We start from the raw sequence: 26,149 nt of genomic DNA on the forward strand, positions 1-26,149 counted from the left end.
ACTACTGGTCCGAGATGGGCGTCACAAGGACGTGACCGGAATGCCTTCCGTCCCGGTATGCCCTGTCGCGGGTGCTCGCGCACCGGCCGGGCGGGACGGCGCCGGAACGCGACAAGGCGGCCACCCCACGCGGGATGACCGCCTCGTGCGAAGCGCGCCGAAGCGCGCCGAAGCGAGCGCTTCGGAATGCCGTTGAGAAGCCTTACTTGACGGTGACCGTCGCGCCGGCCTTCTCCAGGGCCTCCTTGGCCTTGTCGGCCTGCTCCTTGTTGACCTTCTCCAGCAGCGGCTTGGGGGCGCTGTCGACCAGGTCCTTGGCCTCCTTCAGGCCGAGGCTCGTCAGGGCGCGGACCTCCTTGATGACCTGGATCTTCTTGTCGCCGGCGGCCTCGAGGATGACGTCGAACTCGTCCTTGGTCTCCTCGGCCGGGGCCTCACCGCCGGCGGCCGGGGCGCCGGGGGCGGCGACGGCGGCCACCGGGGCGGCGGCCTTGACGTCGAAGGTCTCCTCGAACTGCTTGACGAACTCCGACAGCTCCAGGAGGGTCATCTCCTTGAACGCGTCGAGCAGCTCTTCGGTGCTGAGCTTCGCCATGGTGTCTCTTCCTCCGCTAGGGCTAGGCAGATGGGTCGTCGATACGACCGCGGGTGGTCGGTCCGGGCGGGACCCCGGTCACTCGGCGGACGCGTCGGCGTCGGCCGGGGCGGCCGGGGCCTCGGCGGTCTCGCCGGCCTCCTCGCGCTTGGCGCGCAGCGCCTCGGCGAGCTGGGCGGCCTGGGTCGGCAGCGCGTTGAACAGGGCGGCCGCGTTGGCCATGGAGCCCTTCATCGCGCCGGCCAGCTTCGCGAGGAGCACCTCGCGAGACTCCAGATCGGCGAGCTTGGTGACCTCGGCGGCGTCCATCGGCTTGCCGTCGATGTAACCGCCCTTGATCACCAGGAGCGGGTTCTCCTTGGCGAAGTCACGCAGCCCCTTGGCCGCCTCGACCACGTCGCCCTTGACGAAGGCGATCGCGGACGGGCCCTGCAGCAGGTTCCGGAACTCCTCGTCCAGACCCGCGTCGGACGCGGCGATCTTGGTCAGCGTGTTCTTCACCACGGCGAACCGGGCGTGCTCGCCGAGATTGGTGCGCAGCTTGTTCAGCTCTGCAACCGTCAGCCCGCGGTACTCGGTCAGCACGGCGCCGTTGGAGCTCCGGAACTCTTCCGTGAGCTCGGCGATCGCCGCGGCCTTGTCGGCCTTTGCCATGGGCCTCCTTCCGATTACCTGGGTGGAAGCCGCCGGGGCGAAAGGCTCTGCCAGAAACACAGAAACGCCCCGGCGTAGGCGCACGGGGCGTCGGCACGACGCGGAGGTCGCACGGAAGCTCTCGACTACACCTACGCGGGCCGCCCGGCGCCCTGGCGGGCGCGGGTCCTTCGGCCGCCCCGGAACGGGGCGACGACCGGCGGTCTTCGGCAATGTCAAGACTACGCGCTGGTTCGGCCGCGCACCAAATCCTCCACCCGGGAGATCGGGGAAATGCGCGGCCCCGAGCATGCGGCGAGGCCGCACCCCCGCCGGAGGTGCGGCCCCGTAGCGGTCCGGGTAAGCTGCCCGCGGGCAGGTTCTTCATCAGCTCGCTGAAGTCGGTGACCTGGTCGGCGGGCGGTACGCTGATCTGCACCGGCTTGCCGTAGTCCCGGTAGGTCATCCTGACCGTCATGTCGCTCTGGCCGCCCTGCGCGCTCTTCATCGTCGGCTTGCGCGGCAGCTGGTCCTTGTCGCCCCACAGGTCGAAGGTCATCGAGTCCATACCGGTTCCTGCAAGCCCGCGGGGCGGGCTCGCGGCGCGCTCGGCGGATCCGGGACGACCGGCGGTCAGTTGCCGAACAGGCCGTTCAACGACAGCTCGCCGACCTGGTCGGCGGGGGGCGGGTTCACGCTGAACGACGTGCCGTAGTCGCTGTAGCGCACGGTCAGCGAGCCGGTGTCGCCGCCCGTCCCCTTGGACACGATCTTGCGGGGCAGCTGGTCGCCGTCCGCCCACAGATCGAAGGTGATCTTCTCGTCGGACGCGCCCTGCGGGAACCAGCGGCTCACCCGCTGCCGCGCGTCGGGGTCGAGCCGGTCGAGCGCCTCCTTGACGGTCACCGTCCCGGTGTAGTGCACGGTGCGCACCCCGTCGACGGTCTCCTCGCCGACCCTGCGCACATCCTTGGAGGCGGTGAACATCTTGGTCTGCTCGGCCGGGTTCACCTTCTGCACCTGCTCGACCAGGCCGGCGACGTCGATGCCCGTCTGCCGCCCCACCTTCGCCAGGTCCACCTACACCCACGGCTTGCCGTCGGCCGCCAGCCGGGCGAGCTGCGGGACCTTGGCGTACAGCACGCCGCCGGTGTAGATCGCCTGCCCGCCGGCGCCCGTCAGGCCCGCGCCGTCGGCCTTCTGCAGCTGCGCGCTGAACGCCAGTTCCGGCCGCAGCCGGAACCTGCCGGTGGCCTGCACGTGCGCGCCGTTGCGCGCGTCGGTCACGGTCAGGTCCGCCTTGAACGTGTCGGCCTGCCCGGTCTTCTGCGACGACTGCAGGACCGCCTCGGCGGCGCTCAGCCTCATCGCGCCGGTGGACACGTCTTCAGAACCGTCACCGGCGCAGCCGGATAGCAGCAGCGCGGCGCTCACGGCGGTGCCTCCCGCGGCCACGGCGAAACGGCGTTTCATGAGGATCGAGCCTCCCTTGTTGCCTACCGATGACCACAGTCTCGTCCGGCCCAGGGGGACGGGCATCCCCCGTTGGTCTGAATGCCTCGCTCCGCGGTACGACCCGCGGCGTACCCGCACGGGACCGTGCGACACGGCGGCCGCGGCGTTCTCAGCGGTAGGAGCGGAACGCCATCGAGCCGCTGAACCGCCCGCCCGGCACGGCCGCGTTCAGGCCGATCCAGGTGGGACGGCCCTCGGCGTCCACCCGCATGTCGAGCGAGACCCCGATGCCGGACGGCACCGACCTCAGCGCCCGCCCCGCCGGTCCGGTCTCCGCCTCCGGCAGCAGGGCCAGCAGGTCGCCGATCGACACCCCGGCCGTGTAGCGCACCGAGCCGGACCGGTCGGGCGCCGACCTGTTCACGCCCGGCAGCGACCGAACCAGGTCGGCCAGCCGGCGCGGGTCGGATCCCTGCCGCAGCCCGGCGAGCTGGGCGTCGGTCAGCGTGCGGTGCTGCCATGCGGTGCCGTCGTAGCCCGACACCGTCCGGCCCTTGACGACCGCCCGCTGGGTGACGGTGGTCTTCTCGCCGCCGCGCACGCTCGTCCGCACGCCGGTGGCGTCCAGCGCGAACCGGGGCGCCAGGGTGAAGCGCGCGGTCTCGGTGGCGTGCTCGTAGTCGCCGTTGGCCGCTCCGGACAGCCGCACCTCGGTCACGCGGACGTACGAGCGCAGCGTCGTCCGAGTGTCGGACGCGCGCGGGGCGGGGGTGTCGGCGGCGGCCGCGTGGGAGGTGCGCCCCGGCGCGACCGAGGCGGTCGTCGGCGCGCCGCCCGTGGGCGCCGCCTCGGGCGTGTTCTCGGGGAGAGGGGAGCGGGACGCTCCTGCCGTCTCCGGGGCCGGGGCGCTTTGGACGGCCGCCACGGGCGTCCGCGGAGTGCCGCGGGACTCCTCCGGCCCCGCCTTGACGACGGCCGCGATCGCGGCGGGCACCACGGCAGCGGCCGTGACGACGGCCATCACGGCCAGGTGTTCGGCACGACGGTCCACGGTCCTCCGTCCCGTTGCGTCGACGACGCCTGCGCGGGCGGAGATCGATTTAACACCACCGTTCCCGCCGGCACCACAGACACCGCATTTCGGACGGAACACACAAGGCAAAAGGGCGCCCCCAACGGGGACGCCCTTCACGACTGCCGCCGGGTCGCCGGTCAGGCCTCCTCGAGCTCGGCGGTCAGGTTCCGCACGGCGTTCGGGTCGATCGGAACGCTCGGCCCCATCGTCGTGGTCACCACGGCCTTCTTGACGTACCGGCCCTTGGCCGCCGACGGCTTGAGCCGCAGCACCTCCTCGATCGCGGCGGCGTAGTTCTCCACCAGCTGCCGCTCGCTGAAGGAGGTCCGGCCGACGATGAAGTGCAGGTTCGCGTGCCGGTCCACCCGGAACTCGATCTTCCCGCCCTTGATGTCGGCGACCGCCTTGGCCACGTCCATGGTGACCGTGCCGGTCTTGGGGTTGGGCATCAGGCCGCGCGGGCCCAGCACCCGGCCCAGCCGGCCGACCTTGCCCATCTGGTCGGGGGTGGCCACCACGGCGTCGAAGTCCAGGAAGCCGCCCTGGATCTTCTCGATCAGGTCGTCGGACCCGACGATGTCGGCCCCGGCCTCACGCGCCTCCTCGGCCTTGGCGCCGCCCGCGAACACCAGCACGCGGGCGGTCTTACCGGTGCCGTGCGGCAGGTTGACCGTGCCGCGCACCATCTGGTCGGCCTTGCGCGGGTCCACGCCGAGCCGCAGCGCGACCTCCACGGTCGCGTCGAACTTGGTGACGCTTGTCTCCTTGGCCAGCCGCATGGCCTCGGCCGGGCTGTACAGGTGCTCGCGGTCGATCTTCTCGGCCGCGGCGCGGTACGCCTTGCTGCGCTTCATGTCTGTCTCCCTGGTGTGAAAGGAGGTCGTGGTACGGGCCGCGCCAGGCCCTTCCACGGTCGTACGGACGTCCCGTACGAGGCTTTACTTGACCTCGATGCCCATGGACCGGGCGGTGCCGGCGATGATCTTCTCGGCGGCGTCGATGTCCTTGGCGTTCAGGTCGGGCATCTTGGTCTGCGCGATCTCCCGGATCTGGTCGCGGGTGACCGAGCCGACCTTGTTCTTGTGCGGCTCGCCGCTGCCCTTCTCCACGCCCGCGGCCTTGAGGATCAGCTGCGCGGCCGGCGGGGTCTTGGTGACGAAGCTGAACGAGCGGTCCTCGTAGATGGTGATCTCTACGGGGATGACGTTGCCGCGCTGGGACTCCGTGGCAGCGTTGTACTGCTTGCAGAAGTCCATGATGTTGACGCCGTGCGGACCGAGCGCGGTACCGACCGGCGGCGCCGGGGTCGCCTGCCCGGCCTGCAGCTGCACCTTGACGATCGCGGCGACCTTCTTCTTCGGAGGCATCTGCACCCCTACGTCCCGTTTGCTTCGGTTCCGGTTCCCGCGTTTCACGGGCAACGTCGCGGCCGGGACTCAACCGCGACGTAGGAACCGCTATGCCTCGCCATCCCCGCGGGCGCGGGAACGACGCGGATATGGCTTAATCGGCGTGGAGCAGCGAGACGGAGCCGTCTCCGCGGCCGAGCCGGTGCGTCCGGCCCGAAAGCCGGGACGGGAGCACCGAGCCGAGGATCTCGCGCCCCAGGCCTTGGCGGGCACCGGCCTTCTCCACGCGGCGCGGAGCCGATCCGCGAACACTCGAGCGGACCTCCCCGCGCGCGATGCCGTCCCGACCAGGATACGCGTACGCGCCGGCCGCGGCCGCCCCGTCAGATCTTGGAGACCTGGTTGAACGACAGCTCGACGGGCGTCTCCCGGCCGAAGATGCTGACCAGCACCTTCAGCTTCTGCTGCTCGGTGTTGATCTCGTTGACGGTGGCGGGCAGGGTGGCGAACGGGCCGTCCATGACGGTGACGGACTCGCCCACCTCGAAGTCCACCGACGGCGCGGCCTTGACCTGCTCCTTGGCCTTGGCGGGCTCCTCCGGCTCGGGCGCGAGCAGCGCGGCGACCTCGTCCAGGCTGAGCGGGGACGGCTTGTTGGACAGGCCGACGAAGCCGGTGACGCCGGGCGTGTTGCGCACGGCGGCCCACGACTCGTCGGTCAGCTCCATGCGGACCAGGATGTAGCCGGGCAGGACCTTCTCGTTGACCTTCTGCCGCTTGCCGCCCTTGATCTCGGTCACCTCGTGCTGGGGGACCTCGATCTGGAAGATGTAGTCCTCCATGTTCAGGGTCTGGGTGCGGGTCTCGATGTTGGTCTTGACCCGGTTCTCGTACCCCGCGTAGGAGTGCACGACGTACCAGTCGCCCGGCTGCATCCGCAGCTGCATCTTGAACTCGGCGTACGGGTCGGCCGGGGGCTCGGCCTCGGCGGACTCCTCCGCCTCGGCGCTGTCGCCGGACTCGGCGGCGTCGCCCTCGGTCTCCGTGTCCACCGGCTCGGCGCCGGCGACGGGCGCATCCGCCCCGGCGGGCTCACCCGACGGCTCGGCCGCAGCAGCCTCGGCGGACCGGGCCTGTTCGACGGCCTCGTCGTTGGGCTGTGAGGACTCGGACACGGCGACTCTTTCCCTCGTACGAATGGTGATGATGGAGTTTCCGGGCGATGCGGGCGAACGCCCCCGCGGGGCCCCGGAAGGCCCTCGGCGGTGCGCCGGCGGCGGCGCGGCGGCCGCCCGGTGCCGGTGGCTCAGCCGAAGACCCAGAACACGCCTCGCTGCAGCAGCCAGTCGAGGCCGGAGACGATGGCGAGCATGATCAACACGAAGACCAGCGACACGGACGTGTAGGTGATCAGCTCACGCCGGGTCGGCCAGATGACCTTGCGCAGCTCGGCGACCACCTGGCGCACGAAGAGAGCGGGAGACGTCCGCTTCCGTGGGGCTTTCCCCTTGCCTTCGTCCTTGGCCGCGGCCTCGCCGCGCGTCTCAGTCGCCATTGTGCCGCCGTTCACCTCATAGGTCGTGACCAACCACCCTGTGGTTGACTCGCTCGCTCACCGTGCGGCGTGCCATCGCCTGGCAGGCACGGGTGCGCGCACCGCACCTCGCAGGGCAGGAGGGACTCGAACCCCCAACCGCCGGTTTTGGAGACCGGAGCTCTACCAATTGAGCCACTGCCCTTCACTTTTCTCTCCCGTGCAAGGAGACGTCCCGACCGTCGCCGGTCGGGTCGTGTCGTTCATAGCTTACGGCCTTTCGAGGACAGGACCGTATGCCGTGAGCCGCCACTAGGACGGTGAGTCTACGTCCCCGAGCCGCCCGCGTCGAACCGGAGCGCGCCGCCATGTCGCGAACAGGCCGTCCGGCCCGGCCGCGACACCCCGCCCCACCGGCGGGGATATACCGCTGAAGTCATGACCCCGGGTCTGTAACGATAGGAGGCATGAGCATCGATCGTCCTCGCCTGTCCAGGCGTATCGCCGCCATCTCCGAGTCCGCCACGCTGGCCGTCGACGCCAAGGCCAAGGCGCTGAAGGCGGCGGGCCGCCCGGTCATCGGGTTCGGTGCGGGCGAGCCGGACTTCCCGACCCCCGACTACATCGTCGAGGCCGCGGTCGCCGCGTGCCGGGAGCCGCGGTTCCACAAGTACACGCCGGCCGCCGGGCTGCCCGAGCTGCGCGCGGCCATCGCCGAGAAGACGGCCCGCGACTCCGGCCTGCGGGTGGAGGCCGCGCAGGTGCTCGTCACCAACGGCGGCAAGCAGGCGGTGTACGAGGCGTTCGCGGCGCTGCTGGACCCGGGCGACGAGGTGCTCGTGCCCACGCCGTACTGGACCACCTACCCCGAGTCGATCAAGCTGGCCGGGGGCGTGCCGGTGACCGTGGTGGCCGACGAGACCACCGGCTACCGGGTGACCGTCGACCAGCTGGAGGCGGCCCGCACCGAGCGCACCAAGGTGCTGCTGTTCGTGTCCCCGTCCAACCCGACCGGCGCCGTCTACACCCGCGACCAGATCGAGGAGATCGGCCGCTGGGCGTACGAGCACGGCCTGTGGGTGATCACCGACGAGATCTACGAGCACCTGGTGTACGGGGACGCCCGGTTCCACTCCATGCCGGTGCTGGTGCCGGAGCTGGCCGACCGCACGCTGGTGCTCAACGGCGTCGCCAAGACCTACGCGATGACCGGCTGGCGGGTCGGCTGGCTGATCGGCCCGCAGGACGTGGTGAAGGCCGCCGCCAACCTGCAGTCGCACGCCACCTCCAATGTCGCGAACGTGTCGCAGGCGGCGGCGCTTGCCGCGGTGACCGGCGACCTGTCGGCGGTGGCGCAGATGCGCACCGCGTTCGACCGGCGCCGCAAGACGATGGTGCGGATGCTCAACGAGATCCCCGGCGTGGTGTGCCCCGAGCCGGAGGGCGCGTTCTACGCCTACCCGTCGGTCAAGGCGCTGCTCGGCAAGGAGATCCGGGGCCGCCGCCCGCAGACGTCGGTGGAGCTGGCCTCGCTCATCCTGGAGGAGGCCGAGGTCGCGCTGGTGCCGGGCGAGGCGTTCGGCACCCCGGGCTACTTCCGGCTGTCGTACGCACTCGGCGACGACGACCTGGTGGAGGGCGTGTCCCGGGTCGCCAAGCTGCTGGCCGAGGCGCACTGAGCCGACCGCCCCGCATGACATGACGCCCCGGCGGGGGCGCCTCCACCGGACGTCCCGCCGGGGCGCTTTCGCGCCGACTGGCCACAAGCCGACTGGCCACAAGCCGACTGGCCACAAGAGGCCGCACGCCGCGCGGCCGGGCGCCGACGCCCTCGACGACGCACGTGAGCTCATCGTGTGCCGAGCCGTCCGGGCGTGCAGAGCCGGGGCGGTCGCCGACGACCGCCCGTACCCCGAGCGCCGAAGTGGAGCGGGCGGCGAAGCTCGTCGGCGCCGTCCAGTCCTCGGGGTCGGCCGGATACCTGCTTGCACGACGCGGTCGTCGTCCTGACGGTGCAGGTGAAGGGCGTCCGGGGTGGTCGTTTGGTGCCATGCGGCATGGCCTCGCCGGGTGGTCTGGCGAGGGTGCGGAGCGAACCGGGCGACGATCAGGCAACATTTGTGCATGGAGCCCCGTCCAGTTTCAGAGCGTCCGATTCGCGCCCTGCCCAAGGCGCACCTGCATCTGCACTTCACCGGCTCGATGCGCCACTCCACCCTGGTCGAGCTGGCGGCGCGGCACGGGGTGCACCTGCCGGACGCCCTGGTGGAGGACTGGCCGCCGCAGCTGCACGCCACCGATGAGCGCGGCTGGTTCCGGTTCCAGCGGCTGTACGACATCGCGCGCTCGGTGCTGCGCACCCCCGACGACATGCGGCGGCTGCTGCGCGAGACGGCCGAGGACGAGGCCGCCGAGGGGTCGGGCTGGCTGGAGATCCAGGTGGACCCGAGCGGCTACGCGGGGCGGTTCGGCGGGCTGACGCCGACCGTGGAGCTGGTGCTGGACGCCGCGCGGGAGGCGTCCGCCGCGACCGGGGTCGGCATCGGCGTGGTGATCGCCGCGAACCGCACCCGGCACCCGCTGGACGCCAGGACGCTGGCGCGGCTGGCCATCCGCTACACCGGCCAGGGCGTGGTGGGGTTCGGGCTGTCCAACGACGAGCGGCGCGGCCGGGCCTACGACTTCGACGGCGCGTTCCGCATCGCACGGCGCGGCGGCCTGCTGGCGGCGCCGCACGGCGGCGAGCTGCTCGGCCCGCAGAGCGTGCGCGAGTGCCTGGAGGCGCTGCGGGCCGACCGCATCGGCCACGGCGTGCGGGCGGTGGAGGACCCGCGGCTGCTGGAGGAGATCGTGCGGCGCCAGGTGACGCTGGAGGTGTGCCCGGCGTCCAACGTGGGGCTGGGGGTGGCGGCGACGGCGGCGGACGTCCCGGTGCGGACGCTGTTCGAGGCGGGCGCGCGCATCGCCCTGGGCGCCGACGACCCGCTGCTGTTCGGCGCGCGGCTGGCGCGGCAGTACGAACTGGCCCGCACCGAGCACGGGTTCACCGACGCCGAACTGGCCGAGCTGGCCCGGCAGTCGGTGCTCGGGTCGGCCGCCCCCGAGGACGTCCGCAAGCGGCTGTTGGCGGGCATCGACGACTGGCTGCGCCTGCCCGCCGGCGACGCGCCCCAGCCGGACGGGGCCGGCGCCCGGCGCGCGGCCTCCCCGGCCTCGTGCTAGCCGCCGACCGCCAGTCGTCGGCCGCTAGTCGTCGGCCGCTAGTCGTCGGCGTCGTCGAGGACGGAGCGCCACAGGCCCTGCCGTTCCAGGTGGGCGACCAGCAGCTCGCCCGACCGGGTGATGTGCTGGCGCATGGCGGCGCCGGTCGCGGGGGCGTCCTTGCGCTGCAGCGCGCGCAGGATGCGCCGGTGGTCCGCCCTGGCCACTTCCGGCCACTCGGGCAGTCGGGTCCACACCCCGCGCGGCACATACCGCACCACCGAACCGAGCGTCCAGGCGAGCTTGGCCGAGTCGGCGGCCAGGTTGATCGTCCGGTGGAAGGCGTGGTTGTGCTCCTCGACCAGGTCGAGCCGGCCGGCGTCCGTGGCCTGTTCCAGCGCCCGCTGCAGCCCGATCAGCTGCTCCAGCAGGTCGGGGCCCATGCGCTCGGCGGTGCGCGCGGCCAGTTCGGCGCCGATCGTGGCCTGCGCCCAGAACAGGTCCGCGACGTCCCGTTTGGACAGCGACGCGACCACGAAGCCGCGCCGGGGCTCCAGGTGCACGAACCCCTCGCTGCGCAGCGACTGCAGCGCCTCGCGAACGGGGGTGACGCTGATGCCGAACTGCAGTGCCAGCCGTTCCAGCCGCAGGAACTCCCCGGGCCGCACCCGGCCGTCCAAGATGAGCTCGCGGATCCGCGCCGCCACCTCGTCGCTGAGCTGGGGGCGCAGGCCGAGCCCCCGCTGGGTTCGCAGAGTCGCCACCGTTCATCTCCGCCCCATCGAGGCCCTCCCGCGTCAGGGGTCGCGGGAGCCAAGGGCCTGAGATTCTCATGATGCGTGCGAACCGCCCAGGGGGGAACCGCGAACCGGGAGCGCGTCGCGGCGCCCGTCCGCCCGGCGCCGGACGGGGCAGAGCGCGAGTCAGAGGCTGACGCCGACGAGCACCGGCTCGTTGACCAGCTCGATCCCGAAGGCCTCGCGGACGCCGTCGCGGACCTGGCGGGCCAGCGCGAGCAGGTCGGCGGTGCTGGCCCCGTCGGGGTTGGTCAGCGCGAGGGTGTGCTTGCCGGAGATGCGGACGGGCCCCAGCGCGTGCCCCTTGGCGAACCCCGCCCGGTCGATCAGCCACGCCGCGGACGTCTTGACGCGCGGCGAGCCGTCCGGCCCCGGGCGCTCGGGGTAGCGCGGGAAGGCCGCGTCCGGGCCGAGCCGCTCGGCGACGCGGCGTTCCAGCTCGGCGAGCTGCGCGGAGTCCAGGATCGGGTTGGTGAAGAAGGAACCGGCGCTGCGGGTGTCGGGATCGGAGGGGTCTAGCACCATGCCCTTGGCTCGGCGCAGTTCCAGGACCGCGTCGCGCGCCTCCTTCAGCGGCACCCGGGCGCCGAGTTCGACGCCGAGCGCGCGCGCCAGCTCGGCGTAGGCGATCGGCTGCGACTCGTCGGACTCGCGCAGCGCGTAGGTCACCTCCAGCACCAGGTACCGGTCGCCGCCCTTGAAGACGCTGTTGCGGTAGCTGAAGCGGCACGCGTCCGCGTCCAGCGTGACGACCCGGCCGGTGGTGCGGTCGTAGGCGCGCACCTCGGTGATCGTCTCGCTGACGTCCTGGCCGTAGGCGCCGACGTTCTGGATGGGGGTGGCGCCGACGCGTCCGGGGATGCCCGCCAGGCACTCCACCCCGGCCAGCCCGTCGGCGACGCAGCGCGCGACGAAGGGGTCCCACTCCTCGCCCGCCTGGACGCGCACCAGCACCCGTCCGGGCTCGTCCGGCACGCGCTCGGTGCCGCGGGTGCCGACGTGCACCACGGTGCCGGGGAAGCCGTCGTCGGCGACCACCACGTTGCTGCCGCCGCCGAGCACCAGCACCGGCTCGCCGTCCCGGTCCGCCGCGCGCACCACGGACACCAGTTCGTCCTCGGTCGTCGCCTCCACGAACCGGCGCGCCGGACCGCCGAGCCGCAGCGTGGTGTATCCGGCCAGGTTCACCTCTTCAGCGAACACCGCCACGCGCTTCCCCCTCCCGTAGTTGGGCCGCTGTCCGTCCCGTGCGGCGGGACGCCCGCGCTCCAGCGTGCCATCTCCGGCCGTCCGAACAGACGTTCGGCCGGGTGCCCGCCGGTGCGCCGCGGATCCGGCGCGTCCAGCGGGCACAGTCGCGCTGAGAGCGGTACTCGGGGGCCGGCGGGGCCGGCCCGGTCAGGCGAGGCGGACGACGGCCTTGGCCCGGGTGAGGACCTTCTGGTCGGCGGCGCGCGCGGTGAGCGCCACCACGACCTTGTTGTCGTCGAGCTTCTCCTCGACCTTGCCGCTGATCTGGAGGGTCGCGCCGCCGTCGTCCGGCACCACGACGGGGGCGGAGAAGCGCACGCCGTAGTCGACGACGGCGCCGGGGTCGCCCGCCCAGTCGGTGACGAAGCGGCCGGCCTGGGCCATGGTGTACATGCCGTGCGCGATGACGTCCGGCAGGCCCACGGCCTTGGCGAAGCTCTCCCGCCAGTGGATGGGGTTGAAGTCGCCCGAGGCGCCGGCGTACATCACCAGGTTGGCCCGGTCGATCTTGAAGGTGCGCTCCGGGATCTCGGTGCCGACCTCGACGTCGGCGTACTTCACCTGCGCGGTCATCAGGCCCCCCGCTCCACCAGCGTGTTGTAGGTCTTGCAGATCAGCTCGCCCTCGACGGTCTTGATGTCGGTCTCCACCGTCAGTTTCTCGTTGTTGCCGATCGACTTGATCTCGGTGATGGTGGAGGTGCAGGTCACCACGTCGCCGGCGCGCATCGGCCGGGTGTAGGCGAAGCGCTGCTCGCCGTGTACGACCATCGAGAAGTTGATGCCGAGTTCGGGGTCGGCCAGCGCCGGGTTGCCGAGGGAGACCACGATGGGGAAGGTGGGCGGCGCGATGACGTCGGGGTAGCCGGCGGCCTTGGCGGCCTCGGCGTCCCGGTAGAGCGGGTTGGGGTCGCCGATCGCGTCGGCGAACTCCCGGATCTTCACCCGGCTGACCTCGTACGGCTCGGTGGGCGGGAAGGTCCGCCCGATGAAATCACGGTTGATCGCCATGCGATCCGCTCCCTCCAGGTCGAACGGGGGCCGCCCCGCCCCTGCCCGTCGGGCGCCGACGGGCCCGCCCCATGATGCGGTCTCGCTCGGACGGTAACAGAACGACGTTCAGCCCGTCCTCGCCGGGTGGGCGGGAACGGGCTGGACGGTTGGGCAAGCCTCGCGTGTATCCGCGGGTTCTCGGCGGTCGCCCGAGCGGCGCCGCCGGGCGCGTCGCGGTCGCCGCGTGCGGCGGAAGACGCGCGCTGGTCAGCGGGTCCGGTCGTGCGGTCGGGCCGCAGCGGCGGTACCACCCGCCGCGAGCCGGTCAGCGGGTCTCGCGGTGCGGACGGTGCGTCCGGCAGTTGGGGCAGTACTTCTTGAGCTCCAGGCGGTCCGGGTCGTTCCGCCGGTTCTTGCGCGTGATGTAGTTGCGGTGCTTGCACTCCTGGCAGGCCAGCGTGATCTTCGGCCGGACGTCGGTGGCAGCCACGTTGGAGTGCCTTTCTGAGCTGGGGACAAGGACGTTCGTACGACGGGCCGCGCGGTCGCGCCCGTACGGGCGGCCGGTGCGGCGCGAAGAACCCAGCGCGCTCTCGCCCCCTTGCCGGGGGCGAGAGTCGCTCGGGTAGTAGCGAGGGCCGGACTTGAACCGGCGACACAGCGATTATGAGCCGCTTGCTCTGCCAGACTGAGCTACCCCGCCACGATGGTCGGTGTCCGACCGGAAAGCAAGGATACCGGATGTTCACCGGCGTCTGAAAACGCCGGGCCCGGCCCGGGGATCCGGCACATGCGTTCCGGTGGCCGACGCCATCGGGTAACAGGATACCGCTGCGGATCGGTGACCTGTCCAACCCGTTTTCCGGAACGGTCCGGCCGGCGCCCGGTCGGCGGCCGACCCCCCAACACAACGAAGGAGTGACGCCTGCCCGCGCAGACCGCCACTCCTGACCGCTGTTGCTGGAGCCCCTTTACGGAATCGAACCGTAGACCTTCTCCTTACCATGGAGACGCTCTGCCGACTGAGCTAAAGGGGCCTGCGTCCTCTCGACGCGTTGTAACCATACACGGCTCGCGGGCCGGATAGGAAATCGATTGGCCGGACCGCCCGCCGGGCTCCGGCAGCCGGCACCCGCACGAACCGGCCCGGCCGGCCTCTGCGCAGGTCAGCGCAGGAGATGGCGCCCGATGACCAGCTGCTGGATCTGGCTGGTGCCCTCGTAGATCCGAAACAGCCTGACGTCGCGGTAGAAGCGCTCGACCGGGACGCCGCGCATGTAGCCCATGCCCCCGAAGACCTGCACGGCCCGGTCGGCGACGCGGCCGACCATCTCCGAGCAGAAGTACTTGGCGCACGACGGGCCGAGCTTGGTGTCCTCCCCCGCGTCGTACGCGCGCGCCGCCTCCAGCACCATGGACCGCCCCGCGTACAGCTCGGCCTGGGAGTCGGCGATGAGCGCCTGGATCAGCTGGTACTCGCCTATCGGACGTCCGCCCTGCGTGCGCTCCTTGGCGTACGCGACGGTCTCGTCCAGGATCCGCTGGGCCAGCCCCACGCAGACGGCGGCGATGCTCAGCCGGCCGTGTGCGAGCGAGGCCATGGCCGTGCGGAAGCCGGTCCCCTCGGGGCCGACCATCGCGGACGCAGGCACGCGCACGCCGTCGAAGAACACCTCGGCGGTGTGGGCGCCGCGCTGGCCCATCTTGGCGTCCGGCGGGCCGACCTTGAGGCCGGGGGCGTCGCCGCTCACCAGGAACGTGGAGATGCCGCGCGAACCGGGGCCGCCGGTACGGGCGAACACCATGAACACGTCCGCTTCGGGGGCGTTGGTGATGAACCGCTTGGCCCCGTCGATGACGTACTCGTCGCCGTCCTTGACCGCGCGCGTGGTGAGGGTGCTGGGGTCCGACCCGGCCTCGGCCTCGGTGAGCGCGAACGCTCCGACGACCTCCCCGGACGCCAGCCGGGGCAGCCAGGCCTCCTTCTGCTCTCGGGTGCCCGCGTTCACCAGCACCTGCCCGGCGATGCCGTTGCTGGTGCCGAACATCGACCGGAAGGCGGGGCTGGCGTAGCCCAGCTCGAACGCCAGGCGCACCTCCTCGCTGATCGACATGCCGAGCCCGCCGTACTCCTCCGGCAGCGCGTACCCGAACAGGCCCATGTCGCGGGCGGCCCGGCGCAGGTCCTCCGGGATCGCGTCGGTCTCCTCGATCTCCTCTTCGCGGGGGATCACCTGCTCGCGGACGAACGTGCGCACGGCGGCCAGCACATCGGCGAAATCCTGAGGTTCCATGAACCCATTCTAGAATCCCATTCCAAGATTGGGGTCAGGGACGGACCAGCACCGCCGTCGCGTCGTCATGGCGCTTGCCCCGCCGGATCGTCGCGCCCGCCTCGGCCTCCCGCGTCCGCCGGATCAGCGCCCTGGGACCGGCGTCGTCGAGCAGGTCCAGCAGCCCCGCCCAGTCGGTGCGCCCGAAGATCTGCACCAGCCGCGCCGCGCCGTCGCTCAGCAGCGCCGCCCGCCGCACCCGCTCCGCGGGCGCCTCGCCCGTGAGCGCCTCGTAGGCGGCCTCAGGACGGGTCTGCACCACCCAGAATCCGCCCGGACTGTTGCGGGCCGCACGCACGGCCTCGACCGTGTACGAGGGCAGTTTGTCGACCCGGTCGTCGCACACGACCTGCACCTGCCCGTCCGTCTGCAGCAGCACCGGCGAATCGGCCAGCACCAGCCAGTCCAGGACGCCGCCGCGGCGCCGCAGCATCGCCACGGTCGCCGACGGGCTGTCGGGATTGTCCAGATCGCAGGTGTCGGCGTGGGCCTCCCCGGCCGCCTTGATGGCGTCGGCCAGCAGGTCCTGCAGCGGTGCGCCGTCCTCTGCGGCCAGCCGCGCCGCCAGCCCTCCCGCCAGCCGCCGCACCAGCCACGCCGGGCCGTGCACGCACCCGCTGTCCACTCCGGGCGCCGCCGTGGCGCCGTCCAGAAGCACAACCCATTCGGGCCCGGCGACGACGTAGTCCTCGTTCAGCCGCCCCGGTGTCGCCTCGCTCGCATAGGTGATCCGCACGCAGCCTGTCTACCCCTGATCCCTTCGCACGCTCGACACCCGCCCGCCAGTACGTGCGCACCACCGCACGTCGGCTACTGGCCGAGTTCTCCCGCAGGGGGATCCCGCCGCAACGGCCCCCACGCTGGTTCACAGGGTTCCGCTCACACCTCAGGGAGGGACGGACCGGGCGTCCAAGGGTCCGGCGCGGTGATGGCCCAGCGCTCGTGGTCGCGCCAGGCGCCGTCGATGTACAGGTAGGCGGGCGAGAACCCCTCGTACCGGAAGCCCAGACGCTGCACCAGCGCAAGCGACGCCTTGTTGTCCGGCTGGATGTTGGCCTCCAGCCGGTGGAGCCTGAGGTCGTGGAAGGCGTGCCGCAGGACAAGAGTGAGCCCCTCGGCCATGTATCCCCGTCCGGCGGACGGGGCGAAGGCGGCATAGCCGAGGGAGGCGCCCTGGTAGCGACCGCGGATGATCGAGTTGATATTGATCAGGCCGGCGGCGTCGCCGGTCTCCCGTACGCGGACCAGGAACCCCCGGTTGGTGCCGTCCTCGAACCGGCGCATCCAGGCCCGGAACTCCTGCGCGGTTGCGGGCAACTGTATCCACGGCCGGTGCAGTTCGGCGCTGGCCCGCACAAGCGAGCAGAACTCGTCCTGGTCGGAGAGGGCGAGGGGGCGCAGTACGACCCGTGACGGCACTTCGGACATGGCCCAACGCTACGCGGAACTCCCGCCCACCGACCGCCGGTAACAACCGGCAACAGCTGTGCCCCCCGAACAAGCCTCCTCTCCCCTGTCGAGGATGGACGGCTCTTCCAAACGGAGCGGGGCGGTATCGTCGGCTCCACGGCGTACGGCGACGTGTCGGCCGAGATCCGCAAACTCGCCTTCGCACCCGAACAGGTCGCCTCACCACTGGCAAGACGGCCGTACGACCTGCGGCATGCGGGTGTCTCACTGTGGCTGAACTCCGGCGTCCCGCCGACTGAGGTGGCCGAGCGCGCCGGGCACAGTGTGAACGTCCTACTGCGGATCTACGCCAAGTGCATCGACGGCCAGCAGGACAGGGCGAACGAGCGGATTGAAGATGCTCTCGGCGACTGAGGCGGCCTACACCGTTGGGGCTCCGGTTACCGGGGCCCCTTCGTTTTTGCGGGCCGGCCTGCGGAGAACGGGCCGTTCGGATCCCGCGTATTTTCCGGCAGTGGTGACAGGCGGCTGCGTCCGGCGGCGTCTGGTTGCGGGGGAAGGCCTCCTGGCAACAGAACACCCCCTGGCCTGTTCTCCCAGGTCAGGGGGCGTCTTTTGTCGTGTGGCGGGTCCAGGATTCGAACCTGGGTAGGCGAAGCCGACGGATTTACAGTCCGCTCCCATTGGCCACTCGGGCAACCCGCCCTGGCTGTCGTCCTCGCGGCGACTCTGGAAAGGATAGCGGAACCCGGGACCGGTCGTGACATCGGAGCAGAGGGCCCGCTGCGGTGTGCGAAGCGACCCCACCGGCGGGGGCGGTAGCGGTGGGGGTAAGTGGACATGGGAACGCCCGCCGGCCCCATGGGGCCGGCGGGCGCTTTGCTCAGGGCGGGGTCAGCACTTCTTGTAGTCGCCCTTGCTGCCCCAGGAGCACTTGTCCGCGAGGGTCCCGTTCGGGTAGCGCAGGTACGCGGTGTCGCCGGTGTTGTTCCACACGTACCACTTGCGGCCCCAGTACCGATGGGTGGAGGTGTTGGTGCCCTTGCCGGTGTGGATGTACACGGACTTGCGGCCGCCGAGCTTGAAGTTGCCGAAGGTGTAGGTGTAGCCCGTCTTGTCGCGCAGCTTGTAGCCCTTGAGCTGGCGGGCCGTCTTGCCGGTGTTGTACAGCTGCACCCACTCGGCGTTCAGCGACTTGTTCGAGCCGGTGTCCTTGCCCGGCGAGTCGAAGTAGACGCGGTAGATCTGCACCGCGCCAGCGGCCTCGGCCGGCGCCGCGACCACTCCGGTCGCGACCGCCGCGGCGAGCGCCGCGGCCCCCGTGGTCAGAATCCTTTTCACCCCGATTGCCTCCCCTGTGACGGTTGGGGCATTTGGTCTATCAGCGACCTATCGCTCATGAGGGGCGATGGCCGGATGTGGAGGGGTTTGTCAACCTCAGGGGGCGTTGAGGCGACGGGGACGCGCCAGACCGGCCCCGAACGCGGTTCGTCCGGTGCCGCGGGACGCGCCCGCGCCCTCGCCGGGCACGGCGAACCGGTCACCGGCGGCGGAAACGCTCGCGGGGGCCGGGGGCGCCGGGCGGCGCCGTCGTGCGCGGCGGCGGTGGGGCGCGATCGCTACGCTGATCGGCGAGGTGGGGGCGCCCCGGAGGGGCGATCGCGTCGGTCCGCGCCTCCACGGGGGCCTAAAGCAGAGTGTTTTCGCAGTTCAGAGGGGCTGAGTGCCGTGGCAGACTCTTCTTTCGACATCGTGTCGAAGCTCGACCGGCAGGAGGTCGACAACGCGCTCAACCAGGCGGCCAAGGAGGTCGCCAACCGGTTCGACTTCCGCAACGTGGACGCGGGCATCCGGTGGGCCGGGGACGGCATCGAGATCCAGGCCAACTCCGAGGAGCGGGCCAAGGCGGTGCTGGAGGTGCTGAAGGACAAGCTGGTCAAGCGGGGCGTCTCGCTGAAGGCGATCGACGCCGGGGAGCCCAAGGCGTCCGGGAAGCTGTACAAGCTCGGCGTGGCGCTGAAGGAGGGCATCTCCCAGGAGAACGCCAAGAAGATCAGCAAGATCATCCGGGACGAGGGGCCGAAGGGCGTCAAGGCCCAGATCCAGGGTGACGAACTGCGGGTCAGCTCGAAGAAGAAGGACGACCTGCAGGCCGTCATCGCCCTGCTCAAGGGCAAGGACCTCGACGTCGCGCTGCAGTTCGTCAACTACCGGTGAGTGAGGGGGTCGCCGGCACCTTTCCCCCGCTGACGGTGCCGGCGCCCGTACACAGAGATGTCGGGAACGCGGCCGCGGTTCAGCCCGCGAGACGGGAATCGTCGAACGGCTCCAGGTCGCGGGCCAGGGCGGTCAGGTCCAGGTCGAGGACGCGGGCCAGGGCCGCGATGGTGAAGAACGCGGGCGCCGCGATGGCCCCGCGTTCGATTTTGCGGAGGGTGTCCAGGGAGATTCCCGCCTCGGCGGCGACGGCCGCGGCGCTGCGCGGGCCCCGGGCGGCCCGCAGGATGCCGCCCAGGGCGCGGCCGCGGTCGCGCTGCTCGGAGGTCAGTGGTGTGCGCACCATGGTGAAGATTCTAATACTGGTATTACTATCTTGGCCATGGTGACGTATCGCAGCCCCCGGGAATGGAAGATCATGCGTGAGGCGGGCCGGGTGGTGGCCCGCACGCTGCACACGGTGCGCGAGGCGGCCGAGCCGGGCATCCCGCTGGCGGAGCTGGACGCGATCGCGGCGCGGTGCATCAAGGAGGCGGGGGCGCGGTCGTCGTTCCTGCACTACCACCCGGACTGGTCTCCGACGCCCTACCCTGCGACGATCTGCGTGTCGGTGAACGAGGCCGTCGTGCACGGCATCCCGAACGGGCGGGTGCTCAAGGAGGGCGACGTCGTCTCGGTGGACTGCGGCGCCGAGCTCGGCGGCTACCACGGCGACGCCGCGATCACGTTCGCCGTGGGCGCGGCCGACGAGGAGGCCCGGCGGCTGATGGACGTCACCCGCACGGCACTGGAACGGGCGATCGAGCAGGCCCGGCCGGGCGGGCGGATGGGCGACATCTCCCACGCCATCATGCGCACGGCCCGGGACTGCGGGTACGGGATTCTGCAGGGCTGCGGCGGCCACGGCATCGGCACGCGCATGCACGAGGATCCCGACGTGCCCAACATGGGGCGGCCGGGACGCGGGCTCAAGCTCCGCGAGGGCCTGACGATCGCGATCGAGCCGATGTTCCACGAGGGCGGCGGCGACGCGGCCGAGGTGCTGCCGGACGGCTGGACGATCGTCACGGCGGACGGCAGTCGCGCCGCGCACTTCGAGCACACCATCGCCATCACGGCCGACGGCCCGGTCGTCCTCACCCTCCCCTAGACACCGCGTCTTGCGCCCCCGGTGCGGGACGGGGCGCTCAGCGCAGGCCGGCCATGCGCTCCAGGCGGGCGATGCGCTCGGCAATCGGCGGGTGGGTGGAGAACAGGCGCCCGATCCCCGCGCCGCGGAACGGGCTGGCGATCATGAGGGAGCTGGTGGTGGCCAGCTCGGGGTCCTGCGGCAGCGGCATCGCGCGGGTGCCCGCCTCGATCTTGCGCAGTGCGGCGGCCAGGGCGAGCGGGTCCCCGGTGAGCTGGGCGCCGGCCGCGTCGGCCTGGTACTCGCGGGTCCGGCTGATCGCCATCTGCACGACGGCGGCGGCGACCGGGCCGAGCACCAGCAGCATCAGGGCGCCGAGGACGCCGGGCCCGTCGTCGTCCTCCGACCGGCCGACCGGCAGGAACACCGCCAGGTACGACAGGTAGGTGATGACGGTGGCGATGGCCGCGGCGACGGAGGAGATGAGGATGTCGCGGTTGTAGACGTGCGACAGCTCGTGGCCGAGCACCGCGCGCAGTTCCCGCTCGTCCAGCATGCGCAGCAGCCCCCGGGTGCAGCACACCGCCGCGTTGCGCGGGTTGCGGCCGGTGGCGAACGCGTTGGGCTGCATGGTCTCCGACACGTACAGCCGGGGCATGGGCCGGCGCGCGGAGGTGGCCAGTTCCCGGACCACCCGGTACAGGACGGGCGCCTCGACCTCCCCGACCGGGTGGGCGCGCATGGAACGCAGCGCGATACGGTCGCTGAAGAAGTACGCCACGCCGTTGGTGACCAGCGCGATCAGCAGGGCGATGGCCAGCCCCGCGCCGCGGCCGAGTCCCCAGCCGGCGAGCAGCATCAACGCCGACAGGGCCGCGATCAAAGCGGCCGTCTTGACGCCGTTGAAGTGCACTTTCGCCGCCTCCCGTTGCTCTTCCGCTGTCTGGGACAACGGTGTGACCTGGCGAAACGTTCCCGTTTTCGGGCGGCGTCCAGGGGCCTGGGCGGACCGCCGCAAGACCCCCGGACGGCCGCCGGTCAGGTGACGTTCGACACCGTCTGCAGCACCAGTTGCGGCGCCGCCGACAGCACCACGGCGCCGGCGGCCGCGGCGGCGATGGCGGCGCGGACGGGCACCCCGGTGTCCGGCACGGGCGGCCGGGCCCCGGCGGGCGGGGCGCCGAACAGCCGCACGGCCCACACCAGGTAGTAGTACAGCCCGATGACGGTGTTGACGGCCATGACGACCGCCAGCCACGTCACGCCCCCGGCCAGGGCCGCGCGGAACACCACGACCTTGGCGAACAGCCCCATGACGCCCGGCGGCAGCCCGGCCAGGCAGATCAAAAAGAACGCCAGCGCGGCGGCGACGGAGGGGCTGCTGCGGGCCAGGCCGCGGAAGTCGTCCAGGGCGTCCCAGCGCGAGTGCGGGCCGCGGCGCTGGACGGCGACGACCACGGCGAACGCACCCATGTTCATCACCGCGTACAGCGCAACGTAGGCGGTGGTGGCGGCGACCGCCTCGGGCAGCCGGTGGTCGCCGACCGCCAGCGGCGCCAGCATGTAGCCGGACTGGGCGACCGACGACCAGGCCAGCAGGCGGATGGCGGTGCGCTGCCGCAGCGCCATCAGGTTGCCGAGCGTCATGGTGGCGGCGGCGAGCACGGCGACCAGCGGCCCCCAGACGTGCCCGTACGCGGGCAGCCCGAGCGCCAGGACGATCGCGAGGCCGGCGAACCCGGCGGCCTTGGACACCACCGACAGGAACGCGGCGACCGGCAGCGGCGCGCCCTGGTAGACGTCCGGCGCCCAGAAGTGGAACGGCACGGCCGCGACCTTGAACCCGAACCCGGCCAGCACCAGCACGGTCCCGGCGGCCGCGACCGGCTCCAGGTCGGCGGGCAGGCGGGCGAGGGCGGGCGCGAGCCGGTCCAGGTGCATGGCGCCGGTGGCGCCGTACAGGAGGCTGACGCCGAACAGCATGACGGCCGCGGAGATCACCGAGACCAGGAACAGCTTGAGCGCGGCCTCGGTGGCGGCGCCGTCGTAGCGGCGCAGGCCGACGAGCGCGAACACCGGCAGCGACAGCGTCTCCAGCGCGACGACGAGCAGCACCAGGTCGCGGGCGGCGACGAGGGTGAGCGCGCCGGCGGTCGCGGCCAGCAGCAGGAAGTGGTACTCCCCGGCGGGCATCTTCGCCCGGGTGATCTCGTCCAGGGACAGCAGGACGACGACCACCCCGGCGGCCAGCACCACGCCCTGGAACAGCAGCGTGAACTGGTCGGTCACGTAGGAGCAGGACGGCGGTCCGCCGCCGCGCAGACCGCCCGGCACGCAGAACGTGGCGCGGCGGCCGCCGCCCGCGGCCAGCGCGACGACCGCGACGAGCGCGGCGGCCAGCGCGCCGCACGACGCCCAGCCCAGGACGCGGCGCGGCACGTCGAACGCGTCGGCGAGCAGCAGCGCGACGGCCGCCACCGCGACGATCAGCGCGGGCGCGACGGCCGCGTAGTCGATGCTCTGGATGATCATCGGGCGGTTCCTTCCGCCGTGGTCCGTCCGGCCGCCATCAGCCGCCTCCGAACAGCGCGCGGACCGGGGCGGTGGTCACGGCCAGCAGCGTCTTGGGCCACAGGCCGACCAGCAGGGTGAGGACGATCAACGGGGTCCAGGCGGCGTACTCGCAGCGGCTGATCGGCGCGATGCGGGTCCGCGTCGCCGTCCCGTCCGGCCCGTCGGGTCCGGGTGCCGGGGCGGCGGCGCGGTCCGCCGGCACCGCACCGTGTGTGATCTTGGTGAGCATGCGCAGGAAGTAGGCGGCGGTGAGGACCGCGCCGAGCCCGCCGACGACCATGAACGTCACGAACGTCTCGCGCGGCAGGTCGGCGTGCGGCCGATAGGCGCCGAGCAGGGCCAGCATCTCGCCCCAGAATCCGGCGAGGCCGGGCAGGCCCAGGCTCGCGACCGAGGCGAACGTCAAGACGGACGCCAGCCGCGGCGCCTCGGTGAGCATGCCGCCGCCGAGCCGGTCCAGCTCACCGGTGCCGTACCGGACCTTGACGGCTCCGACCAGGAAGAACAGCAGCCCGGTGATCAGCCCGTGGGCGATGTTGCCGAACAGCGCCGCGTTCACCCCGACCGGGGTGAGGGTGGCGATGCCCAGCAGCACGAAGCCCATGTGCCCGACGGACGAGAACGCGATCATCCGTTTCAGCTCGCGTTGCGCCAGGCAGGCCAGGGCGCCGTAGACGATCCCGACGACGGCGAGCAGCCCGAGCCAGGGCGCCCAGTACGCGGCGCCGTCCGGGGCCAGCGGCAGCGCCACCCGGACCAGGCCGTAGGTGCCCATCTTCAGCAGCACCCCGGCCAGCAGCACCGACCCGATGGTGGGGGCCTCGGTGTGCGCGTCGGGCAGCCAGGTGTGCAGCGGCCACATCGGCGCCTTGACGCCGAAGCCCAGCACCATCAGCAGGAACGCGTTGACCTGCACGCCGTGGGCGATGCCGGCGCCGTGCCGGCGGGCCAGCTCGGTCGCATCGAGCGTCCCGGCGTTCACCGCGACCAGCAGCATGCCCGCCAGCAGCAGGCCGGAGCCGAGCAGCGTGTAGAGGATGAACTTGTACGCGGCGGCGCGGCGGCCCGGGCCTCCCCACAGCACGATCACCGCGTACATCGGGATCAGCACGACCTCGAAGAACACGAAGAACAGCACCAGGTCGAGCGCGGTGAACGTGCCGAGCAGCCCGACCTCCAGCACCAGCAGCAGCCCGACGAGCAGGCGGTCGGACGCCGCCCCGTGCGGCGGGTGCCGCAGGGCGTGCACGAAGCACAGCAGCGACAGCAGCGCGGTGAGCAGCACCAGCGGCAGCGAGATGCCGTCGACGCCGAGGTGGAAGCGCAGCCCGATCGCGGGCGCCCAGTCGCGGTCGATCTCCAGTTGGACGCGCGAGGGGTCGCCGTAGTCGAACGCGGCCGCCGCCGACAGCGCCACCAGCAGCGCCGCCCCCGAGACGCCGACCCCGTAGCGGCGGACGGCGCCGTCCCCCGGCAGGAAGCGCCCGGCCGGAAGCAGCAGCGCCAGCGCCCCCGCCAGCGGGATCGCGAGCAACAGCACGAAGATCACAGGAAGATCACCGCCCCGGCCGCGATGAGGACGATCCCGGCGATCAGGCCGGTGAGGTAGGTCTGCGGGTTGCCGTTCTGCGGCCGCCGCAGCGGTTCGGCGAGGCGGCGTGCGCCGCGGGCGGCGCCGACGACCGCCGTGTCGATGCCGCGCCGGTCCACCGCGACGACCTGGCGCGCCACGGCCTGCACGGGACGCACGACCGCGGCCGCGTACAGCTCGTCGACGTAGAACGCGCGGGCGAACACTTCGCGTGCGGGGCCGAGCGCCCGCGCGGGGTCGGCGGCGGGGTCGCGGTTCCAGATGGAGAACGCCGCGCCCGCGCCCACCGCGGCGCACAGCAGCGCCACGACGGCCGAGCCGAGGTGCGGCCGCAGTTCGGCCGCGCCCAACCCGAAGAACCCGACGACCGCCGACGGCACGGCCAGCGCGGCCACCGTCCACGACATGAGCTTGGGCGCCTCGCGCACCTCGTACCGGCCGCGCGGCTCGCCGAAGAACGTCATCAGCCACAGCCGCATCGCGTACGCCGCCGTCACCGCGGCCGTCAGCAGCAGGCCGGCGTACACGGTCCAGGCGACGCCCGCCGGGATGTGCACGCCGCCCGCGGCGATGTCGCCGCCGTGGGCGGCGGCGTGCTGGGCGGCCTCGATGACGGAGTCCTTGCTGAACCAGCCGCTGACGGGCGGGACGCCGACGAGCGCCGCCAGCCCGATCGTCATCGACCAGAACGTGATCGGCATCCCGGTGCGCAGCCCGCCGTAGTGGCGCAGCATGGTCGACCCGGCCGTCACGATCACGCAGCCCGCCGCCAGGAACAGCAGCGCCTTGAACGCGCCGTGGGCGAGCAGGTGGAAGATCGCGCCGTTCCATGCGCCGACCGCCAGCCCGGCCGCCATCACCGCCAGCTGGCTGATCGTCGAGTACGCCAGGACGCGCTTGATGTCGTCCTGCGCCAGCGCCGCCAGCGCCGACCCCAGCATCGAGACCACCGCGACCAGGCCGAGCAGCGCCAGCGCGGCCGGGGCCGCAAGGAACACCCCGTACACGCGGGCCACGACGTACACGCCCGCCGCGACCATGGTGGCCGCGTGGATCAGCGCGCTGATCGGCGTGGGGCCCGCCATCGCGTCCGGAAGCCAGGTGTGCAGCGGGAACTGCGCGCTCTTGCCCGCCACCCCGGCCAGCAGCAGCAGCGCGGCCGCCGTGACCGTCGCGTGCGGCAGCGTCCCGGCCCGCGCCCAGATCTCGCCGATGTCGAACGAGCGGGCGCCCACCCCGAGCACGAAGACGCCGAACAGGAATCCGACGTCGCCGAGCCGGGTGACCAGGAACGCCTTGACGGCGGCGCGCGAGTTGGCGCGGTCCTCCCAGTGGTGGCCGATCAGAAAGTAGGAGCAGACCCCCATGACCTCCCAGCCGACGTAGAGCAGCAGCAGGTCGCCCGCGTACACCACCAGCAGCATGGCGGAGGTGAACAGGGAGATGAACGCGGCGTAGGAGGAGTAGCGGGGGTCCTCGGCCATGTAGGCGACCGAGTAGACCTGCACGGCCAGCGCGACGAGGCACACCATCAGCCCGACGACGGCCGGCAGCCCGTCCAGCCGCAGGCCGATCTCGATCGGCACGGTGCCGGTTTCGACGAGGGTGAGGGTGCCGGTGCGCGTGCCGGGCGTGCGCCAGACGGCGAACGCCGCGACCGCCGACAGCACGGCGGCGACGGCGACCGGCAGGCAGGCGATCAGCGCGGGCCCGTTGCGCAGCGGCGAGCGCTCCGCCGTCGCAGCCGCCTGCCACCGGGCCCGCCGCCCTTCGGCGGGCGCCTCGGCCTGCGCTTCGGCGTGGGGCGCGGCCTTGTCGCGGGGTGGGCGTGCGCGCAGCGTCTCGGACAGGCGCGGACCCAGCAGCATCCCGGCGAACGCCGCGACGAACGGCAGCAGGATGACGACGGAGATCAACGCGATCATGTCGCGGCTCCCTTGCCGCCGGCCCGCACGGCCGCCGCAGCGCGTACGCCGCCCGCGTCACCGTCGCCGACCTCGGGAGCGGGCGCCG

General features: G+C 72.1%; 28 protein-coding genes and 4 tRNA genes. 5 read left to right on the forward strand and 27 right to left on the reverse strand.

What is annotated here, in order from left to right; all coding sequences use genetic code 11:
• Positions 1–202: 202 nt before the first annotated feature.
• The 10 genes from rplL to QSK22_RS12745 all read right to left on the reverse strand — a co-directional run bounded on the left by rplL (position 203) and on the right by QSK22_RS12745 (position 6,846).
• The gene (gene rplL / locus QSK22_RS12700) at positions 203–595 is read right to left on the reverse strand and encodes a 50S ribosomal protein L7/L12 (protein WP_285494298.1); all 393 of its coding nucleotides are present in this window, start codon (positions 593–595) and stop codon (positions 203–205) included.
• A gap of 78 nt (positions 596–673) precedes the next feature.
• Positions 674–1,249 (reverse strand): 50S ribosomal protein L10, encoded by a 576-nt coding sequence (rplJ, locus tag QSK22_RS12705; RefSeq protein ID WP_285494299.1) that lies wholly within the window; start codon positions 1,247–1,249, stop codon positions 674–676.
• A 612-nt stretch (positions 1,250–1,861) separates the two neighbouring features.
• On the reverse strand, positions 1,862–2,308 hold the full coding sequence (locus QSK22_RS12710; RefSeq protein ID WP_285494300.1) for an SCO4651 family lipoprotein: 447 nt from the start codon (positions 2,306–2,308) through the stop codon (positions 1,862–1,864).
• On the reverse strand, positions 2,309–2,701 hold the full coding sequence (locus QSK22_RS12715) for a hypothetical protein (RefSeq protein ID WP_285494301.1): 393 nt from the start codon (positions 2,699–2,701) through the stop codon (positions 2,309–2,311).
• A gap of 151 nt (positions 2,702–2,852) precedes the next feature.
• Positions 2,853–3,734 (reverse strand): hypothetical protein, encoded by an 882-nt coding sequence (locus QSK22_RS12720; RefSeq protein ID WP_285494302.1) that lies wholly within the window; start codon positions 3,732–3,734, stop codon positions 2,853–2,855.
• A gap of 161 nt (positions 3,735–3,895) precedes the next feature.
• The gene (gene rplA, locus QSK22_RS12725; RefSeq protein WP_285494303.1) at positions 3,896–4,612 is read right to left on the reverse strand and encodes a 50S ribosomal protein L1; all 717 of its coding nucleotides are present in this window, start codon (positions 4,610–4,612) and stop codon (positions 3,896–3,898) included.
• Between the two features lie 84 nt (positions 4,613–4,696).
• On the reverse strand, positions 4,697–5,125 hold the full coding sequence (gene rplK, locus QSK22_RS12730; protein ID WP_285494304.1) for a 50S ribosomal protein L11: 429 nt from the start codon (positions 5,123–5,125) through the stop codon (positions 4,697–4,699).
• A gap of 365 nt (positions 5,126–5,490) precedes the next feature.
• Positions 5,491–6,282, reverse strand: coding sequence for a transcription termination/antitermination protein NusG (nusG, locus tag QSK22_RS12735; RefSeq protein WP_285494305.1), 792 nt, complete (start codon positions 6,280–6,282; stop codon positions 5,491–5,493).
• 131 nt (positions 6,283–6,413) lie between these two features.
• Positions 6,414–6,662: a preprotein translocase subunit SecE gene (gene secE / locus QSK22_RS12740; RefSeq protein WP_285494362.1), complete on the reverse strand. Its 249-nt coding sequence runs from the start codon at positions 6,660–6,662 to the stop codon at positions 6,414–6,416.
• 111 nt (positions 6,663–6,773) lie between these two features.
• Positions 6,774–6,846: transfer RNA gene (locus tag QSK22_RS12745), tRNA-Trp, on the reverse strand.
• Between the two features lie 262 nt (positions 6,847–7,108).
• Between QSK22_RS12745 and QSK22_RS12750 the strand changes: the two genes are divergently transcribed.
• Complete coding sequence (locus tag QSK22_RS12750; RefSeq protein ID WP_285494306.1) at positions 7,109–8,320, forward strand: pyridoxal phosphate-dependent aminotransferase; 1,212 nt, start codon at positions 7,109–7,111, stop codon at positions 8,318–8,320.
• A gap of 445 nt (positions 8,321–8,765) precedes the next feature.
• Positions 8,766–9,863: an adenosine deaminase gene (locus tag QSK22_RS12755; protein ID WP_285494307.1), complete on the forward strand. Its 1,098-nt coding sequence runs from the start codon at positions 8,766–8,768 to the stop codon at positions 9,861–9,863.
• A gap of 38 nt (positions 9,864–9,901) precedes the next feature.
• On the opposite strand, the gene QSK22_RS12760 is transcribed toward QSK22_RS12755, so the two are convergent.
• The 10 genes from QSK22_RS12760 to QSK22_RS12805 all read right to left on the reverse strand — a co-directional run bounded on the left by QSK22_RS12760 (position 9,902) and on the right by QSK22_RS12805 (position 16,643).
• Positions 9,902–10,606 (reverse strand): GntR family transcriptional regulator, encoded by a 705-nt coding sequence (locus QSK22_RS12760; protein WP_285494308.1) that lies wholly within the window; start codon positions 10,604–10,606, stop codon positions 9,902–9,904.
• Positions 10,607–10,765: 159 nt separating this feature from the next.
• Positions 10,766–11,848 carry a UDP-N-acetylmuramate dehydrogenase gene (locus QSK22_RS12765; protein WP_285494309.1) on the reverse strand — a complete coding sequence of 361 codons (1,083 nt, stop codon included), beginning with the start codon at positions 11,846–11,848 and terminating at the stop codon, positions 10,766–10,768.
• Positions 11,849–12,037: 189 nt separating this feature from the next.
• Positions 12,038–12,463, reverse strand: a complete 426-nt coding sequence (locus QSK22_RS12770) for a MaoC family dehydratase (protein ID WP_285494310.1) — start codon at positions 12,461–12,463, stop codon at positions 12,038–12,040.
• The gene (locus tag QSK22_RS12775; RefSeq protein WP_285494311.1) at positions 12,463–12,900 is read right to left on the reverse strand and encodes a MaoC family dehydratase N-terminal domain-containing protein; all 438 of its coding nucleotides are present in this window, start codon (positions 12,898–12,900) and stop codon (positions 12,463–12,465) included. Before QSK22_RS12775 ends, QSK22_RS12770 begins: the two co-directional genes overlap by 1 nt.
• Before the next feature lie 307 nt (positions 12,901–13,207).
• Complete coding sequence (gene rpmG / locus QSK22_RS12780; RefSeq protein ID WP_285494312.1) at positions 13,208–13,372, reverse strand: 50S ribosomal protein L33; 165 nt, start codon at positions 13,370–13,372, stop codon at positions 13,208–13,210.
• A 139-nt stretch (positions 13,373–13,511) separates the two neighbouring features.
• Positions 13,512–13,585 (reverse strand) — tRNA-Met (locus QSK22_RS12785).
• 258 nt (positions 13,586–13,843) lie between these two features.
• Positions 13,844–13,919, reverse strand: a tRNA-Thr gene (locus tag QSK22_RS12790).
• 129 nt (positions 13,920–14,048) lie between these two features.
• Complete coding sequence (locus QSK22_RS12795; protein ID WP_285494313.1) at positions 14,049–15,176, reverse strand: acyl-CoA dehydrogenase family protein; 1,128 nt, start codon at positions 15,174–15,176, stop codon at positions 14,049–14,051.
• Positions 15,177–15,210: 34 nt separating this feature from the next.
• Positions 15,211–15,951, reverse strand: a complete 741-nt coding sequence (locus QSK22_RS12800) for a protein phosphatase 2C domain-containing protein (RefSeq protein ID WP_285494314.1) — start codon at positions 15,949–15,951, stop codon at positions 15,211–15,213.
• A 143-nt stretch (positions 15,952–16,094) separates the two neighbouring features.
• Complete coding sequence (locus tag QSK22_RS12805) at positions 16,095–16,643, reverse strand: GNAT family N-acetyltransferase (RefSeq protein WP_285494315.1); 549 nt, start codon at positions 16,641–16,643, stop codon at positions 16,095–16,097.
• A 153-nt stretch (positions 16,644–16,796) separates the two neighbouring features.
• On the opposite strand from QSK22_RS12805, the gene QSK22_RS12810 reads away from it, so the two are divergent.
• Positions 16,797–17,039 carry a site-specific integrase gene (locus QSK22_RS12810; RefSeq protein ID WP_285494316.1) on the forward strand — a complete coding sequence of 81 codons (243 nt, stop codon included), beginning with the start codon at positions 16,797–16,799 and terminating at the stop codon, positions 17,037–17,039.
• Between the two features lie 209 nt (positions 17,040–17,248).
• Here the strand turns inward: QSK22_RS12810 and QSK22_RS12815 are convergent.
• Positions 17,249–17,330, reverse strand: a tRNA-Tyr gene (locus tag QSK22_RS12815).
• A gap of 189 nt (positions 17,331–17,519) precedes the next feature.
• Positions 17,520–17,966: a lamin tail domain-containing protein gene (locus QSK22_RS12820; RefSeq protein WP_285494317.1), complete on the reverse strand. Its 447-nt coding sequence runs from the start codon at positions 17,964–17,966 to the stop codon at positions 17,520–17,522.
• 387 nt (positions 17,967–18,353) lie between these two features.
• Between QSK22_RS12820 and QSK22_RS12825 the strand changes: the two genes are divergently transcribed.
• Positions 18,354–18,842, forward strand: a complete 489-nt coding sequence (locus QSK22_RS12825; protein ID WP_285494318.1) for a YajQ family cyclic di-GMP-binding protein — start codon at positions 18,354–18,356, stop codon at positions 18,840–18,842.
• Between the two features lie 79 nt (positions 18,843–18,921).
• Here the strand turns inward: QSK22_RS12825 and QSK22_RS12830 are convergent, their stop codons facing one another.
• Complete coding sequence (locus QSK22_RS12830) at positions 18,922–19,188, reverse strand: helix-turn-helix domain-containing protein (RefSeq protein WP_285494319.1); 267 nt, start codon at positions 19,186–19,188, stop codon at positions 18,922–18,924.
• 36 nt (positions 19,189–19,224) lie between these two features.
• Here QSK22_RS12830 and map point away from each other — a divergent pair, with 36 nt between their 5' ends.
• Entirely contained in the window at positions 19,225–19,992 is a 768-nt protein-coding gene (gene map / locus QSK22_RS12835; RefSeq protein ID WP_285494320.1) for a type I methionyl aminopeptidase, read from the forward strand.
• Between the two features lie 37 nt (positions 19,993–20,029).
• On the opposite strand, the gene htpX is transcribed toward map, so the two are convergent.
• The 4 genes from htpX to QSK22_RS12855 form a co-directional block, all read right to left on the reverse strand.
• Positions 20,030–20,884 (reverse strand): zinc metalloprotease HtpX, encoded by an 855-nt coding sequence (gene htpX, locus QSK22_RS12840; RefSeq protein ID WP_285494363.1) that lies wholly within the window; start codon positions 20,882–20,884, stop codon positions 20,030–20,032.
• A 125-nt stretch (positions 20,885–21,009) separates the two neighbouring features.
• Positions 21,010–22,503, reverse strand: a complete 1,494-nt coding sequence (locus QSK22_RS12845; protein WP_285494321.1) for an NADH-quinone oxidoreductase subunit N — start codon at positions 22,501–22,503, stop codon at positions 21,010–21,012.
• Between the two features lie 37 nt (positions 22,504–22,540).
• The gene (locus QSK22_RS12850; RefSeq protein WP_285494322.1) at positions 22,541–24,094 is read right to left on the reverse strand and encodes a complex I subunit 4 family protein; all 1,554 of its coding nucleotides are present in this window, start codon (positions 24,092–24,094) and stop codon (positions 22,541–22,543) included.
• The gene (locus QSK22_RS12855; protein WP_285494323.1) at positions 24,091–26,061 is read right to left on the reverse strand and encodes an NADH-quinone oxidoreductase subunit 5 family protein; all 1,971 of its coding nucleotides are present in this window, start codon (positions 26,059–26,061) and stop codon (positions 24,091–24,093) included. Before QSK22_RS12855 ends, QSK22_RS12850 begins: the two co-directional genes overlap by 4 nt.
• Positions 26,062–26,149 lie beyond the last annotated feature (88 nt).

Origin of the sequence: Actinomadura sp. NBRC 104425, from assembly GCF_030269545.1 — a bacterium.
Lineage (GTDB): Bacteria > Actinomycetota > Actinomycetes > Streptosporangiales > Streptosporangiaceae > Spirillospora > Spirillospora keratinilytica.